The sequence below is a fragment of the Flavicella sp. IMCC45668 genome (genome assembly GCF_057219105.1).
The window spans coordinates 465,469-479,487 of record NZ_CM170114.1 but is presented as its reverse complement, the minus strand read 5'-3'; the positions used below and the strand labels follow the sequence as shown (position 1 = coordinate 479,487).

Annotated in this window: 15 protein-coding genes; 12 read left to right on the top strand and 3 right to left on the bottom strand. The window is 32.2% G+C overall.

Annotated features, from left to right (window positions below; all coding sequences use genetic code 11):
- Positions 1–158: 158 nt before the first annotated feature.
- The 5 genes from AC2DZ0_RS02230 to AC2DZ0_RS02210 all read left to right on the top strand — a co-directional run bounded on the left by AC2DZ0_RS02230 (position 159) and on the right by AC2DZ0_RS02210 (position 4,344).
- On the top strand, positions 159–911 hold the full coding sequence (locus AC2DZ0_RS02230) for a helix-turn-helix domain-containing protein (RefSeq protein ID WP_484643394.1): 753 nt from the start codon (positions 159–161) through the stop codon (positions 909–911).
- 2 nt (positions 912–913) lie between these two features.
- A complete protein-coding gene (locus AC2DZ0_RS02225) occupies positions 914–1,414 on the top strand; it encodes a hypothetical protein (protein ID WP_484491404.1) in 501 nt (166 codons plus the stop codon).
- A gap of 112 nt (positions 1,415–1,526) precedes the next feature.
- Entirely contained in the window at positions 1,527–2,282 is a 756-nt protein-coding gene (locus AC2DZ0_RS02220; protein WP_484643393.1) for a hypothetical protein, read from the top strand.
- Between the two features lie 173 nt (positions 2,283–2,455).
- Complete coding sequence (locus AC2DZ0_RS02215) at positions 2,456–3,835, top strand: DUF1254 domain-containing protein (RefSeq protein WP_484643392.1); 1,380 nt, start codon at positions 2,456–2,458, stop codon at positions 3,833–3,835.
- A 101-nt stretch (positions 3,836–3,936) separates the two neighbouring features.
- Positions 3,937–4,344, top strand: a complete 408-nt coding sequence (locus AC2DZ0_RS02210) for a putative signal transducing protein (RefSeq protein ID WP_484643391.1) — start codon at positions 3,937–3,939, stop codon at positions 4,342–4,344.
- Between the two features lie 3 nt (positions 4,345–4,347).
- Here AC2DZ0_RS02210 and AC2DZ0_RS02205 read toward each other — a convergent pair whose 3' ends face one another.
- Positions 4,348–4,872 (bottom strand): VOC family protein, encoded by a 525-nt coding sequence (locus tag AC2DZ0_RS02205; protein ID WP_484643389.1) that lies wholly within the window; start codon positions 4,870–4,872, stop codon positions 4,348–4,350.
- A 232-nt stretch (positions 4,873–5,104) separates the two neighbouring features.
- Here AC2DZ0_RS02205 and AC2DZ0_RS02200 point away from each other — a divergent pair, with 232 nt between their 5' ends.
- From AC2DZ0_RS02200 to AC2DZ0_RS02170, 7 genes are all read left to right on the top strand, one after another.
- On the top strand, positions 5,105–5,974 hold the full coding sequence (locus AC2DZ0_RS02200; RefSeq protein ID WP_484643388.1) for a 3-keto-disaccharide hydrolase: 870 nt from the start codon (positions 5,105–5,107) through the stop codon (positions 5,972–5,974).
- Positions 5,975–6,056: 82 nt separating this feature from the next.
- Positions 6,057–6,500 carry a 2-dehydro-3-deoxyphosphooctonate aldolase gene (locus AC2DZ0_RS02195; protein ID WP_484643387.1) on the top strand — a complete coding sequence of 148 codons (444 nt, stop codon included), beginning with the start codon at positions 6,057–6,059 and terminating at the stop codon, positions 6,498–6,500.
- Positions 6,501–6,572: 72 nt separating this feature from the next.
- Positions 6,573–6,974, top strand: a complete 402-nt coding sequence (locus AC2DZ0_RS02190; protein WP_484491397.1) for a group III truncated hemoglobin — start codon at positions 6,573–6,575, stop codon at positions 6,972–6,974.
- Positions 6,975–7,084: 110 nt separating this feature from the next.
- On the top strand, positions 7,085–7,582 hold the full coding sequence (locus AC2DZ0_RS02185) for a DUF1648 domain-containing protein (RefSeq protein WP_484643386.1): 498 nt from the start codon (positions 7,085–7,087) through the stop codon (positions 7,580–7,582).
- A 5-nt stretch (positions 7,583–7,587) separates the two neighbouring features.
- Positions 7,588–8,340, top strand: coding sequence for an NYN domain-containing protein (locus AC2DZ0_RS02180; RefSeq protein ID WP_484491395.1), 753 nt, complete (start codon positions 7,588–7,590; stop codon positions 8,338–8,340).
- A 35-nt stretch (positions 8,341–8,375) separates the two neighbouring features.
- A complete protein-coding gene (locus AC2DZ0_RS02175) occupies positions 8,376–8,942 on the top strand; it encodes a PAS domain-containing protein (protein WP_484491394.1) in 567 nt (188 codons plus the stop codon).
- 24 nt (positions 8,943–8,966) lie between these two features.
- Complete coding sequence (locus AC2DZ0_RS02170) at positions 8,967–9,812, top strand: metallophosphoesterase (protein ID WP_484643384.1); 846 nt, start codon at positions 8,967–8,969, stop codon at positions 9,810–9,812.
- Positions 9,813–9,818: 6 nt separating this feature from the next.
- Here the strand turns inward: AC2DZ0_RS02170 and dinB are convergent, their stop codons facing one another.
- Positions 9,819–11,030 carry a DNA polymerase IV gene (dinB, locus tag AC2DZ0_RS02165; protein WP_484643383.1) on the bottom strand — a complete coding sequence of 404 codons (1,212 nt, stop codon included), beginning with the start codon at positions 11,028–11,030 and terminating at the stop codon, positions 9,819–9,821.
- Complete coding sequence (locus tag AC2DZ0_RS02160; protein WP_484643382.1) at positions 11,030–14,017, bottom strand: DNA polymerase III subunit alpha; 2,988 nt, start codon at positions 14,015–14,017, stop codon at positions 11,030–11,032. The genes dinB and AC2DZ0_RS02160 overlap by 1 nt, the downstream gene beginning before the upstream one ends.
- Positions 14,018–14,019: the final 2 nt, after the last annotated feature.

Sequence of the window (14,019 nt, the reverse complement as noted above, 5' to 3'; positions counted from 1 at the left end):
TGCAACACTTTAAAACATTAGTTTCCTATATTGATTATTTAGGCCTTCCTAGACCGGAACATCCTATGCTAAGTGTTTTTTCTGAAAAAGGAGAAGGCTTTTTACCTTGCCCTATAAAAAGCTCTCCCCCTATTACAAACGACTGTTATTCGATTAGTTTGAAAAAAATAATTCAAGGAGATCTTAATTATGGCAGAACACGGTATGATTTTTCCAATGGTGCATTGATTTTTATTGCACCAAGGCAAATATTACAATGGGATGAAAGTGTTGTTTACGATCAGAAAGGCTTTTCTATTAATTTTCATGAAGATTTTTTAAAAGGTACCGAACTGGATCAAGAAATAAAAAAATACGGCTTTTTTTCATACACTGTTAATGAGTCTTTACACTTATCACCTAAGGAAGAAATACAACTAGAATCTATTGTAGAAAATATAAAAATTGAATACCAAAACAATCAAGATGCGTTTAGCAAAGAGATTATTATTTCTCAATTATCTACACTTTTAAAATATGCAAATCGTTTCTATGAAAGGCAATTTCTAAACAGAAAAGAACTATCAAATTCACTTTTAGAAAGTTTTAATCAACATATGAATAATTATTTTGAATCCGGACAGTTACAAAAAAATGGAATTCCTAGTATAGAAAAAATTGCCACTCAAATTGGGGTCTCTCAAAGATATTTAAGTGATACACTAAAAAAAGAAACAGGTAAAAGTAGTACCGAACATTTGCAATTGCAATTAATCAATGAAGCAAAAAATATTTTATTAACCCCCAACAAGAGTATTGCTGAAGTTGCTTATGAATTAGGCTTTGAATATCCTCCTTATTTTTCAAGGTTATTCAGAAAAAAAGAAGGCATCAGCCCTACAGAATTTAGACAAAAATATAAAATGAATTAACTATGGAACTTTTAAAATTAGCAATCGAATGGGCTAAATCAGAGGTCTTTTCAACACGATTTTTTATCATTTTCGCCATATTATTTTTACTTGCTAGTATTGGTTTTTGGCAACTTGGAAAAACAGATATCGCTAAAGCATATATTATTCCAACCTTAGTGGCAGGTGTTTTACTTATGACTATTGGACTCGGGTTATTTTTTACCAACAAGTCAAGAGTACACCAATTTGAAAAAGCCTATCACATGGATGCAATTGCGTTTTATGAATCGGAAATGAGTCGTACAGAAGCAACATTAAAGGAATATCAAAATGTCGTTTTTAAAGGAATTCCAATAATTATAATTTTAGCATCCTTAGGTATTCTATTTTTACCGAGTCCTACTTGGAGAGCTATTTGCATTACAACAATTGCCATGTTAGTTGTTATTTTATTAGTTGATGGTACCGCACACGGAAGAATAAAAAACTACCAAGAAAAATTAATTCAACTTGAAAAATAAAAGTCCCCTATATTCTCGCTAAAAACGCATAAATAGATTTTAACCTCTGTATTAATATTTGTAGGTAAATGATATAAAAATATTTATGAGTATTTTTATCAAAAAAGTACTTATGAAAATTTATTACAGTATTGTTTTAATCTTCTTTCTAAATTTATTTAGCTCTTGTGAAATAGTACAAGAAACCGAATTCAACCGCAATGGTAGTGGTACCTACAGCTTAGGGTTTGATATGTCTGAAATGGTAAAAATGGGAATGAATTCTCAAAAAAACACCATGAAAAAACAAATAGATACTGTGATTGATTTTTCACAGATGCTAAAAGAAAAAAAAGATAGCATCTCTAAACTTAGCAAAGAAGAAAGAAAAAAACTGCAAAATTTAGAAAATTTCAGTTTCGCTATTAAAATGGATACGATTTCTGATCGCTATGAGTTCAAAATAGACTATTCTTTCAAAAACATCAAAGATTTACAGCAATTTGGGCAAAAGTTAAAAGACCAAGACCTCAAAGATTTAGATTTTCTTGGTGGTAAATCTGGTAAGTCAAAACAATCTGAAAAAATACTAGATTTCAACCAAGATTATATTACTGTTTTCAATAAAAATCATTTTTCGACAAAAATTAGTCAAGAAGCTATCTTGGAAAATGAGAAAAACCGTGATACAACTTTAACAAAAGACAGTCCAATGGCAAATATGCTGCGTTTTAAGACTGTCTATAAATTTCCATATAAAATAAAATCTGTTGACAATAAAAACGCTAGGATATCTTCTGATTTCAAAGGTGTAGAAATTTATGGAAATGCTTTTGACATGAATAACAATCCACATTATAACGATTTAGAAATAGATTTTGAACGATAATAAGTAGCTACTCATGATTAAAAACGCAGTGATTATCGTCAAAAATTCACATAAAAAAATTATTGAATTGTAATTTCAGCAACCATAAACGACAAAATAAGTTATAAAATTCTGATATAACCCTAGAACAAATTTATTTAAATATTCTACCTTTCTATTAATAAAAACCAACTATGAAACGTAACTTTATTTACCTAATCATAATGACAAGTCTATTTGCTGTTAGTTGTAAGAAAAACTCAAATAAGAAAACATCAGAACCCCAGCTTACCGCAGAGCAATTAAAAAAAATAACCAAAGAAGCTTACATTTTTTCTTATCCCTTGGTAATGAATTATCGTACCATGCATGCTCAGGCAATTGCAAGTGGATCTTTTGGGCAGTGGTTACATTTTGGCACTTCGTCTCCTGCCGATACAGATATTGTTACCCCAAACAATGACACACCTTATTCATATGCATGGTTAGATTTAAGGGCTGAACCATGGGTTTTGACTTTGCCTAAAATAGAGAAAAATAGGTTTTACACAAGTCAATGGGACGACCTGTGGGGTTATGTACTTGACAATGCAGGGTCCGTAAATGACGGAAACAATGGAACTACATTTTTATTAACTGCTCCTGATTGGAATGGTAGCATTCCGGAAGGAATTAATCGTGTTATCAAAGGAGAAAGTGAATTCTTAGGAAGTCTTACACGTACGCAACTAATTGGTGGTACAAAAGATTTGCAAAATGTAAAAAATATTCAAAAAGAATATCACCTTCAACCGCTAAGTAGTTTTTTAAACCATCCTGCACCAGCTAAAGCGCCATCCATTGCATGGCCAACATGGACAGAAGGTGATGAAACAACTCTAAAATATTTCGACTATGTTCAATTCATTTTACAGTTTGTATCTACAAACAATAAAGACAAAGAAGCGTACAAACTTTTAGAGTCTATTGGCATTATAAAAGGAGGCAATTGGAGTTCTAGTAATTTAGATTCTCAAACAGCAAAAGCAATAAAATCAGGTATTGCAGAGGCTAGAGCTGAACTTAAAAAATTATCAGAAGAATTATTTATCCCTGCTAAATTCTATAATAATAGAAAAGAAATTGGTACAGATTACACCAATAGAGCCCTTGGCGTTTTTGTTGGGATTTTTGGTAATGTTACAAATCAATCTGTATATTTAACTGAAGTAAATGACATCCACGGAAATCAAACCGATGGGAGCAAACATGACTACAAGGTAACCTTTAAGGCAGGACAATTGCCTCCGGTAAAATACTTTTGGTCTTACACTATGTATACGCTTCCTCAAAGATGGCTTGTTGCAAACCCTATAAAAAGATATTCTATTGGCTCAAGTACTGAAGGATTAAAGAAAAACAAAGATGGTTCCATTACAATATATCTCTCAAAAAAATCACCCGGAAAATCAAAAGAAAGTAACTGGCTTCCGGCTCCTGATGGTCCTTTTTGGGCTGTATTAAGAACCTATGGCCCTAATGCTGCCATTCGGAATGGAATATGGAAACAACCTCCATTTGAACCTATTAATTAAATCTTATTTTCTAGTGGTTTTGTTTAAAGCATCACTACAAAACCACTAGAAATTAAATAAAAACACCACTAGATAAAACAGTTGTAGATAAATTATTACCTATGGGATTAGTTACCTTAAAAACTTTTGACACTTCATTTGAAGCCCATCTCCTAAAAACTAAATTAGAGAATCAAGGTATTCAAGTTTTTATTTTTGATGAAAATTTAATTTCATTAAATCCTTTATACAATGTAACCATCGGTGGTATCAAATTAAAAATTGATGAAAGTCAATGGCATACAGCTAAAGAGATTTCAGACGAAATGGATGGTCTGAAATTAACAGATGAACAAAATCAAATAATTAGTTGTTCTGTTTGTAAATCTCAAGACATCAATTATAACTTCAAATCTATCAAGAATACCAAAGGAATATTTGCAATCATTTTGTCATTTCTTTTTATGGTCTTTCCTATTTATTTAAAAACCATAAATAAATGCAACAGTTGCGGAGCAGAGTTTTCTTGAAAACTACCAAGACGAAAGACCAATAATCTCACCATTCGGCCCTACAAAAAAGGTATATTTATCTTTCACATAATTCTCATTCTCCAAGGCATACCCTGCTTTTTTTAATTTATCACCTATTACCTTAATATCATTTACCTTTAACATAATATGGTTGTGGTTTGTATTTCCTATTGGACCAATAGTGTGTTTAAACTCCGGAGCAGTTACAGACAAACCAATTTCCAATTCGTTTGCTTTTAACTTTAATACTAACATCCCTTCAATTCCTTCTCCATGTAAGATTTCTGCGTCAGAAAGTTTAAAACCTAAAATTTCTCTATACAAAAAAAGTGTTTTCTCTAATTCTAAAACATGAATACTGACATATCTTAATCCGGTAACTCTGGCCACTTCTTTAGTATTAGATGATTCATTCAATTGATTTTTTTGAGCTTTCAACACCTGACCACCAAGCAGAAACAATAACATTAGACAAGTTAATTTTAAAGAATATTTCTGAAATTGATTTTGCAAAGCTTTATACATTTTATTATTATTTATAAATCCTTTTAAAATTAGGGTTTTAAGGACAATTATATTCTCATAAAAACTAAAAATTAACTAGACAAAATAACAACCAAACTTCCGAAAACAGCAATCTATAAAAATTATCCTTCTCAAAACTAGACATTCCTTTTTCGGTTATCTACAAAAACAAAATATTGAAAATTTATTCTCTAACTTTCCTCCTACTAACCCATTTATTAATTCCATTCTAATGAAATTTCTAATTTATTTTGTCACCACATTTATATTACTCTCTTGCACTACAAAAAAACAAGAATGGCACAACTTAATAGATGAAAATCTATCACAATGGAATAATTATTTAAGCTATCAACACAAAGAAAACTACTCCGGAGAGCAACCTAAAAACAAAAACGGAATTCTTATTGAACCCATTGGTATCAATAATGACAGTCTTGAGGTATTTAAAGTAACCAAAATAAATGGAGAACAAATACTAAAAGTAAGTGGTGAGATATATGGTTGTATTTCCACCAAAAAGGAGTTTGAAAATTATCATCTAAGATTAGATGTAAAATGGGGAACACAAAAGTATTCTCCTAGAAAAAACAAATTAAAAGATTCAGGTATTCTCTATCACTCCATCGGCCCAAATGGTGCTGAGTTTTGGAGATCCTGGATGCTATCTCAGGAATTTCAAATTATGGAAGGTCATTTTGGTGACTTCTGGGCACAAGCTAATTCTGCCATTGATATCAGAGCATACCCACCAGAATCAGCAATGAGTGCAAGTGCTGATGTTTCCCAACCCTTTATACCTTTTGGTGAAGGAGAAGATTTATTTGGTTATTGTATGCGTAGTTCTAATCATGAAAATCCTATGGGGGAATGGACAAGCGTTGAACTTATATGTTTTGAAAATAAAAGTCTCCATATTGTAAATGGTAAAGTTGTTATGGTTTTAAAAAACTCCAGATATGTTAAAGAAGGTACAAAGTACCCAATGAATAAAGGGAAAATTCAAATTCAATCAGAAGCAGCTGAAGTATATTTTAAAAATATTCAAATTAGAATTATTGAAGCACTTCCAAAAGAGTATCAAGCATATTATCTAGATTGAATTTCGTTTAACTTTTTAACCTTTCTTGTAAATATTTTTTTTATGGAATAGTTTTTGAAACCAATAAACAAAAAACTATCCTATGAAAAAGACTTTATGCACCATCTCTGTATTTGCATTATTCTCATGCACTACATCAAAAAAAGCAGCTTCTCATAACGATCAATTAATGGAAAGCTTTTCTATTACCGAAATTTCTAAAAATAAATCGTATGGATTAACACCTAAAAATCCAGTTGAAGTTGGTGGAGGTTTTGAATCTGGTGCATATAACGAGAGAAGGTACCTCAACCTTTTAACGGGACCTAACGGTGAAATGATTTCTTATTACAGAGCTGGAAGTTGTTGTCCCATCAAAAGTAAAAATGGGTTTAACGGAATGGCTATTTTAGATAATTATCGGGTGACTTGGGAAAACTCAAAAGACACAATTTCCATATTCATTAATTTATACGACAAGGGAGATCTTAAAGCACCCTTCGGATTTGGATTTAAGCATCCTCAAGTACAATTTTTGGAGCAATAAATTATTTTAACAAGCAGTTACCATTGAATTTGACTACCTTTATACAGTATTTTAAAACAGTCTTATTTTTACATGAATTTAATTGAATCAAGAAAAGACATTTCAATACTGGTGCATACTTTTTATGACAAAATAAGAAATGACACAACTTTAGGTCCTATTTTCAATAATCATATTGAAGCAAATGAATGGCCAATACATTTAGAAAAATTGACAGATTTTTGGGAAACAAATCTTTTCGGAATTCCTAAATTTAAAGGTAGTCCTTCTCAAAAACATGCCAATGTAGATGCCCACATGAATCACACCATCACTCCTAGTCATTTTGATAGATGGCTTGAATTATGGTTTGAAACTATTGATCATTTATTTGAAGGCGAATTGGCAAATAAAGCAAAACAGTCAGCCACCAAAATGGCCACTGGACAATTTTTAACCATTTGGAACAACCGACCAGATCACTTAAAAACCTAATTATGTAAAAAAACGTTTAGTTCCTTTTTAACAATATTTCACCTGTACACAAGTTAAAAAAGTAGTATCTTGATTAAGGTTTTCAAAATTATTTTTTATACCGATTACAAATGAACAACAGACCTTTTATCAAATTAAAACTAGATGGTTTTGACCTCTTTTTAGAAAGCCTCGGTTGGGTATCTATAGTTGCAATATGGGCCATGATTTTCATCAATTATTCTGAACTACCTGAAACAATCCCTACACATTTTGATGCTAAAGGACAAGCCGACAGTTTTGGGTCTAAGAGCAACATTATCAATATTCAAGGTGTGCTTACCTTACTATATATTGGGATGACGATTTTAACCAAATTCCCACACAAACTTAACTTTATTGTACAAATCACTAAAGAAAACGCAGAAATTCAGTACAGATACGCGATTAGACTAATTAGAATTCTAAAGTTAATCGCATTAATTGTATTTGGCTTATTATTTTATAGAACCATTGAAAATATTTACGGAACGACTGATAGCCTTGGAACCTGGTTTTTTCCTTTAACAATTTCACTATTTCTAATCCCAACTCTACTGTACCTTTATAAATCTTACAAAAAGAAATAACCTCTATGAAAGCGAATATAAATTTAGCTGTATTGATTGATGGTGACAATATTCCCTCGGCCTATGTAAAAGAAATGATGGAAGAAATTGCCAATTACGGGAATCCAACGATCAAAAGAATTTATGGTGACTGGACCAAGCCCAACCTTAGTAAATGGAAAAATTTATTATTAGAAAACGCCATTACGCCTATTCAACAATATGGATATACCACGGGTAAAAACGCCACTGACTCTGCAATGATTATTGATGCTATGGATATCCTCTATAGTGGTAAAGTAAATGGTTTTTGTCTGGTGTCAAGTGATAGCGACTTTACAAGGTTAGCAACCAGACTTAGAGAAGCCGGTATGCAAGTTATTGGAATTGGAGAAAAGAAAACTCCAAACCCATTTATTGTTGCATGCGATCGTTTTATATATATTGAAATTTTAAAGAAACAACCAGAGAAGAAAAGCAATAATGCTATCGAATCTGATAAACCTGTAGTAGATACCATCACTAGAAAAGAAATAAAACTAATTTCTAATACCATCGCCACTTTATCTGATGATGATGGGTGGGCGTTTTTAGGTGATGTAGGTAGTTTGCTTCAGAAAAAACAACCAAATTTTGATTCTAGAAATTACGGGTTTGATAAACTTACACCATTAATAAAATCTATTGGTAACTTTGAATTAGAACAGCGCGAAAACGCTAAAAGTAAGCACAAATTAATTTTTGTGAAAAATAAAGAAAAACAAAAAATGAAAAGATAACTTTGTAATTGCTAAAAAATTATAAAAATGCGACTATGGAAAATAAATTAACTCAAATGAAATGCTTGGATCTTTTTGTTTCTGAATTAGACACAAAAAAATTTGATAAAGTAAAAGATAAAATTTCATTTACAGATACTTCACGAACTCCTTTAGCAAGTTGGGATATTTTTTATGATTCTTTTTCTGAAAAAAGGAAAAAACTAAAATCAGATTTTGACATAAAAATTGTAAAAGAATTGGCTGAAAAACATGGTTGGAAAAATGATATTAATAAAATTTTTGACTCCAATGATTTTGAAGCTCTAGTGATTACTAATAGTGAACAAGAAATTTTATGGGTCAATCAGGGATTCACTCAAATGACTGGTTTTCCTAAAAATTTTGCTTTAAATAAAAAGCCTTCTTTTTTACAAGGCCCTGAAACCTTGCTTGATTCAAAAATTACTTTTAGAGATAAAATAAAGACAAACAAACCATTTACACACACAATCATCAATCATAAAAAAGATAAAACAGCCTATGAGTGTGAAGTGAAGATTTTCCCTCTTTATACAAACAGAACAACTCATTATATTGCTTTAGAAAAAAAAGTTATCTAAATTTATTATTGAATATCTAATGATTTGAAACGCAGAAAATTCATAAAAAAAAGTATTATTGCTTCCTTAGGAGCAATTGTTTCAACCGCACTCTATAGCATCAAAATAGAACCTTTTTGGTTAGAGTTTGTGGAAGAAAAAATGCCTGTTAAAAATTTACCCAAGCATTTAATAGGTAAAAAACTAATGCAAATTAGTGATATTCATGTAGGCAATCGTTTTGATCCAAACTACCTAATTGAATCATTTGAAAAAGCGAAAAAGTACGATCCAGATTTTGTTGTCTATACAGGAGATTTTGTCCATTATGAAGACACAGAGCAACTAAACTTATTCAAAAAAGTAATGGATCATGCAGTGCATGGAAAAATGGGTTCAGTAGGTGTATTAGGAAACCATGATTACGGAAAAGACTGGATAGAAGTTGATGTTGCTGATAATATTGTTGATACTCTTGACAAAGAAAACATTAAAGTTTTACGAAACGAAAAAATAGAATTAAATGGTTTGACCATCGCAGGAATAGATGACTACTGGGGAACAAATTTTCATCCTGAAAAAGTACTACCTACCTTAGATTCTTCAAAAGCCAATTTGGTACTATGTCACAACCCTGATGTTTGTGACGAAGATATTTGGGAAAACTATCAAGGTTGGATTTTAGCTGGGCACACTCATGGAGGTCAAGTAAAACCTCCCTTCTTACCCGCACCAATGCTCCCCGTAAAAAACAAAAAATACTCCGCTGGTAAAATCAATTTAGAAAATGGGAAAACACTGTATATCAATAGAGCACTAGGTCATTTATGGCAAATTCGATTTAATGTAAAACCTGAAATAACTATTTTCACCTTAGAACGAGAAGTCTAAAACTTCCTATCTCCTCCTATTTGCTAATAACGGAGGGGCCTCTCCATTAAATGGATTAAAGCGTGAAATTGTTTTTGCATCCATTCCTCTAGCTCGTATTACCGCTCTATCTCCATAACGCTCTCTCATTTTATCCATTGCATGGTACAGATTTAATATTTTCTCATCATCATCAAATAAATCTATTTGAAAACCTCCTTCTACCAAATGACTAAACTTAATACCAATCAAACGCACCAACATTCTACGTTCATATAATTTTTTATATAACTCTTTTACTACAGGAATAATTTTATGATCCGCAGAACTATAAGGAATCCTTTTTTGTGTCGTGTATGTTTGAAAATCTGAATACCGTATTTTAAAGGTTATGCAAGAGGTTAATTTATTACCTCTTCTCAATTGATATACTAAATTTTCTGCCATCGCTACTAAAATACTCTCTAGTTTTCCTATATCCGTAGTATCTTTATCAAAAGTACGTTCTGTAGAAATCGATTTCCTTTCTCTATACTGCACTACAGGACTGTTATCAATTCCGTTTGCTTTTTTCCATATAGATACTCCTGATTTCCCAAAAACCCTGGCTAACATATCCATTGGCATTTCTTGTACTGTTTGAATTTTTTTAATTCCTAAATCGCATAAAGACTTATAAGTCACCTCACCTACCATGGGTATTTTTTTTACAGATAGAGGAGATAAAAAAGGTTTTTCTGTTCCTTTATGCACCTTAATCTCGTTATTGGGCTTTGCTTCTCCTGTGGCTATTTTTGAAACTGTTTTATTTACAGACAACCCAAAAGAAATAGGCAACCCTGTTTCTCTCATAATACGCTGCCTCAATTCAGAAGCCAATTGATGACACCCAAAAAACTGATCCATCCCCGTAAGATCAATATAAAATTCATCTACAGAGGTCTTTTCATACAAGGGAACTGCCTCTTTAACAACTTCTGTTACCAACTGTGAATACTTGGTATATATACCCGAATTTCCTCGTAACACAATTGCTTCTGGACATAACTGTTTCGCCATACGCATAGGCATTGCGGAATGCACCCCATAAGACCTTGCTTCATAACTACAAGATGCCACAACTCCCCTATCAGAAGTACCACCTATCAAAATAGGTTTTCCATTTAGTCTACTATCCAATAAACGCTCACAAGACACAAAAAAAGTATCTAAATCCATATGTACTATTGATCTCTCCATCAGCCTACTCTTTTATTTTTGGGTCTTTGTGCTTTTCTACTATCTGCATAACGAGGATCTTCTACAATTGCCAAACGCTCCATACTGGTTATTTCTATAGATACACAATCCAACTCTACCACAACCTTACCCATCAACCTATAAATCCCCTTCCCTCGAAAAGGAAATTTTTCTGCTACTGGAGGAAAATGAACTGTATCTAAAAAATCACCATCTAAATCTAAAAACGTACCGAAATACATTGTTTTACCATTATTAGTTCTCGTTTTTTTTACCGTTACTAGATACCCTTCAATACACACCATTCTACCATTAAGTCCATCTAATCCCTTAACTCTAAACGAATTGACAAACTCCTCTACTAATAAATCAAAAGGACTACACAATGGATAGCCCAATAACTCTATTTGATCAAAAGCATCTTCTAAATAAGAGGAAGGTAGTCTTGGAGTTGTATAATTTACCGGCTCTGATTTAAACAAAGTTTGAGCTGGTGTTTCAAACACAACCTTTTTAATTTTCATATGTGCTTCCCACAACAATTCTCTTTTCAAAACTCCGGTAAACCGAAATGCATTAATTTTAATCAAAATCCGTATTTGCTCCATAGAGATTGGAACTCTATCAATAAAATCATTCAAGCTTTTAAAAACACCACTGCTTCTAGCCATAAGAATACGCTCTCTTGTTTTAGCTTCTAAAGCTTGTAAAAAAGCAAAGCCTATATAAATATCTTGCCCTTCAATAATGGTTTTATCATCACTTTTATTTATACAAGGAGCATGAATCACTCCACCATGCATACGCGCCTCGTGTATATATAATTCTGCACTATAAAAGCCCCCAGAATTATTAAGTGTTGCAACCATATACTCTAACGGATAATACGCTTTTAAAAACAAACTTTGATAGCTTTCAACAGCATAAGACGCTGAGTGTCCTTTTGCAAAAGCATACCCCGCAAAACTTTCTATTTGCATCCAAATCTCTTGAACTAATTTTGCTGGCTTTCCAGAGCGCAAACAATTTTTAAAAAAACGTTCTTTTACTCTTGTAAATTCATCTTTAGACCTAGACTTTCCCGACATCCCTCTACGCAATACATCTGACTCTCCTAAACTCAATCCCCCAAAATAATGTGCTACTTTTATCACATCTTCTTGATACACCATCACTCCATAAGTTTCTGGCATAATATCCAACATAATAGGGTGTGCATTTTCTCTTTTTTCTGGAAAACGATAACGCATAATATATTCACGCATCATACCTGACTTTGCAACTCCTGGGCGAATAACCGAACTTGCAGCTACCAAACCTAAATAATTATCAACCTGCAACTTCTTCAACAACATACGCATGGCCGGTGACTCTACATAAAAACAACCTATAGCCTTAGCATTCCTCAATAAATATTTGATTTTTTCATCTTCTTTAAAACGCTGTACATCATGAATATCTAACAAAGGCTGATTGGGATAATTTTGATGTACTATTGTAACAGCATCTTTTATCTTGCCTAAACCACGTTGACTTAAAATATCAAACTTATACAACTGACTATTTTCTGCCACTACCATGTCAAACTGAGCAGTTGCATAGCCCTTAGGCGGAAAAAACGTAGCTACATAATGATGAATTGGCTTCTCCGAAATCAAGATACCTCCAGCATGAATCCCTAAATAATTAGGAAAGCCCTGAATATACTGACTGTAAATAAGTACTAGCTGAGATAGTCTGTCTAATTTTTCAAAAGAATAATTCTGCACACACAAGGCATCTATTTCAGACTTAGGCAAGCCAAATACTTTTCCTAATTCTCTTACAGAAGCTTTGTATTTAAAAGTATTGTAAACTGCAATCAACGCAGTATTTTTAAAACGCTCAAAAATAAAACGAGTAATATCATCCCTATCTGTCCATGAAAAATCAATATCAAAATCCGGTGGATTTTTACGGTACAAGTTGATAAATCGCTCAAAATACAAATCTAACTCTACGGGATCCACATCCGTAATTCGTAATAAATATGCCACAATACTATTGGCTCCACTACCTCTACCAACATAAAAATAGCCTTTAGACCGTGCATATTTTAAAATTTTCCAATTGATTAAAAAATAAGATACAAAACCTTTTTCTTGGATTATATACAGCTCTTTTTCTATTCTATCCAAAACTTTTTGATTTGCCTCTCCAAAGCGGTAATCAATTCCTTGATATGTCAATTTTTTCAACAATCTAAAATCCAAGGCTTCATTAGCGGTGTACGATCGTTGGTTGTTAGTTATATCCTCAGAAAAATCAAATTCTATATTGCATTGAGCCAGTAAATGCTCTGTGTTTTCAATTATCTGTGGATATTCAGAAAATATATTTTTTAATGTTTCTACAGGAACAAACATATCTAATTCACTCCCTTGCTCTGAACAAGGCAACTTACTCAACAAAGTATTATTGTCTATGGCACGTAGCAAACGATGGGTATTAAACCCTTTTTTATCCTCAAAAGAAACCGTTTGCAAAACCACCATTTTAGAAAGTAGATGAGTTGATTTTAAAAATTTCAACGTATGTAAATCTTCCTTTCTTATTCCTATAAACTCATGCGCCTTTAGTTCAAAGTCAATGTTTTTATGAAACGGATAAACCACAAAAGTATCTGGTAAATTTTTCGCCTGTTCTGGAATCTTAAAATTAGACTGATGTAAAAACTCTGATAAAAAAATATTGATCTCTTCAAATCCAATATTATTTTTTGCCAACATTATATATTCTTGCTGTGCACCATTTCTAAAATCCACACCTAAAACAGGACGTATTCCGTACTTTTTCGCCAAACGTATAAGTTCTAAACTTATTGAAGTGCTATTTATATCGGTAAAAGCTATTTCTTTTACATTATGCTCCAACGCCAAGTGTAACAAGCGTTCTGGCGCTATTGTCCCATAGCGTAAACTATAATATGTATGTGCATTCAAAAACATTT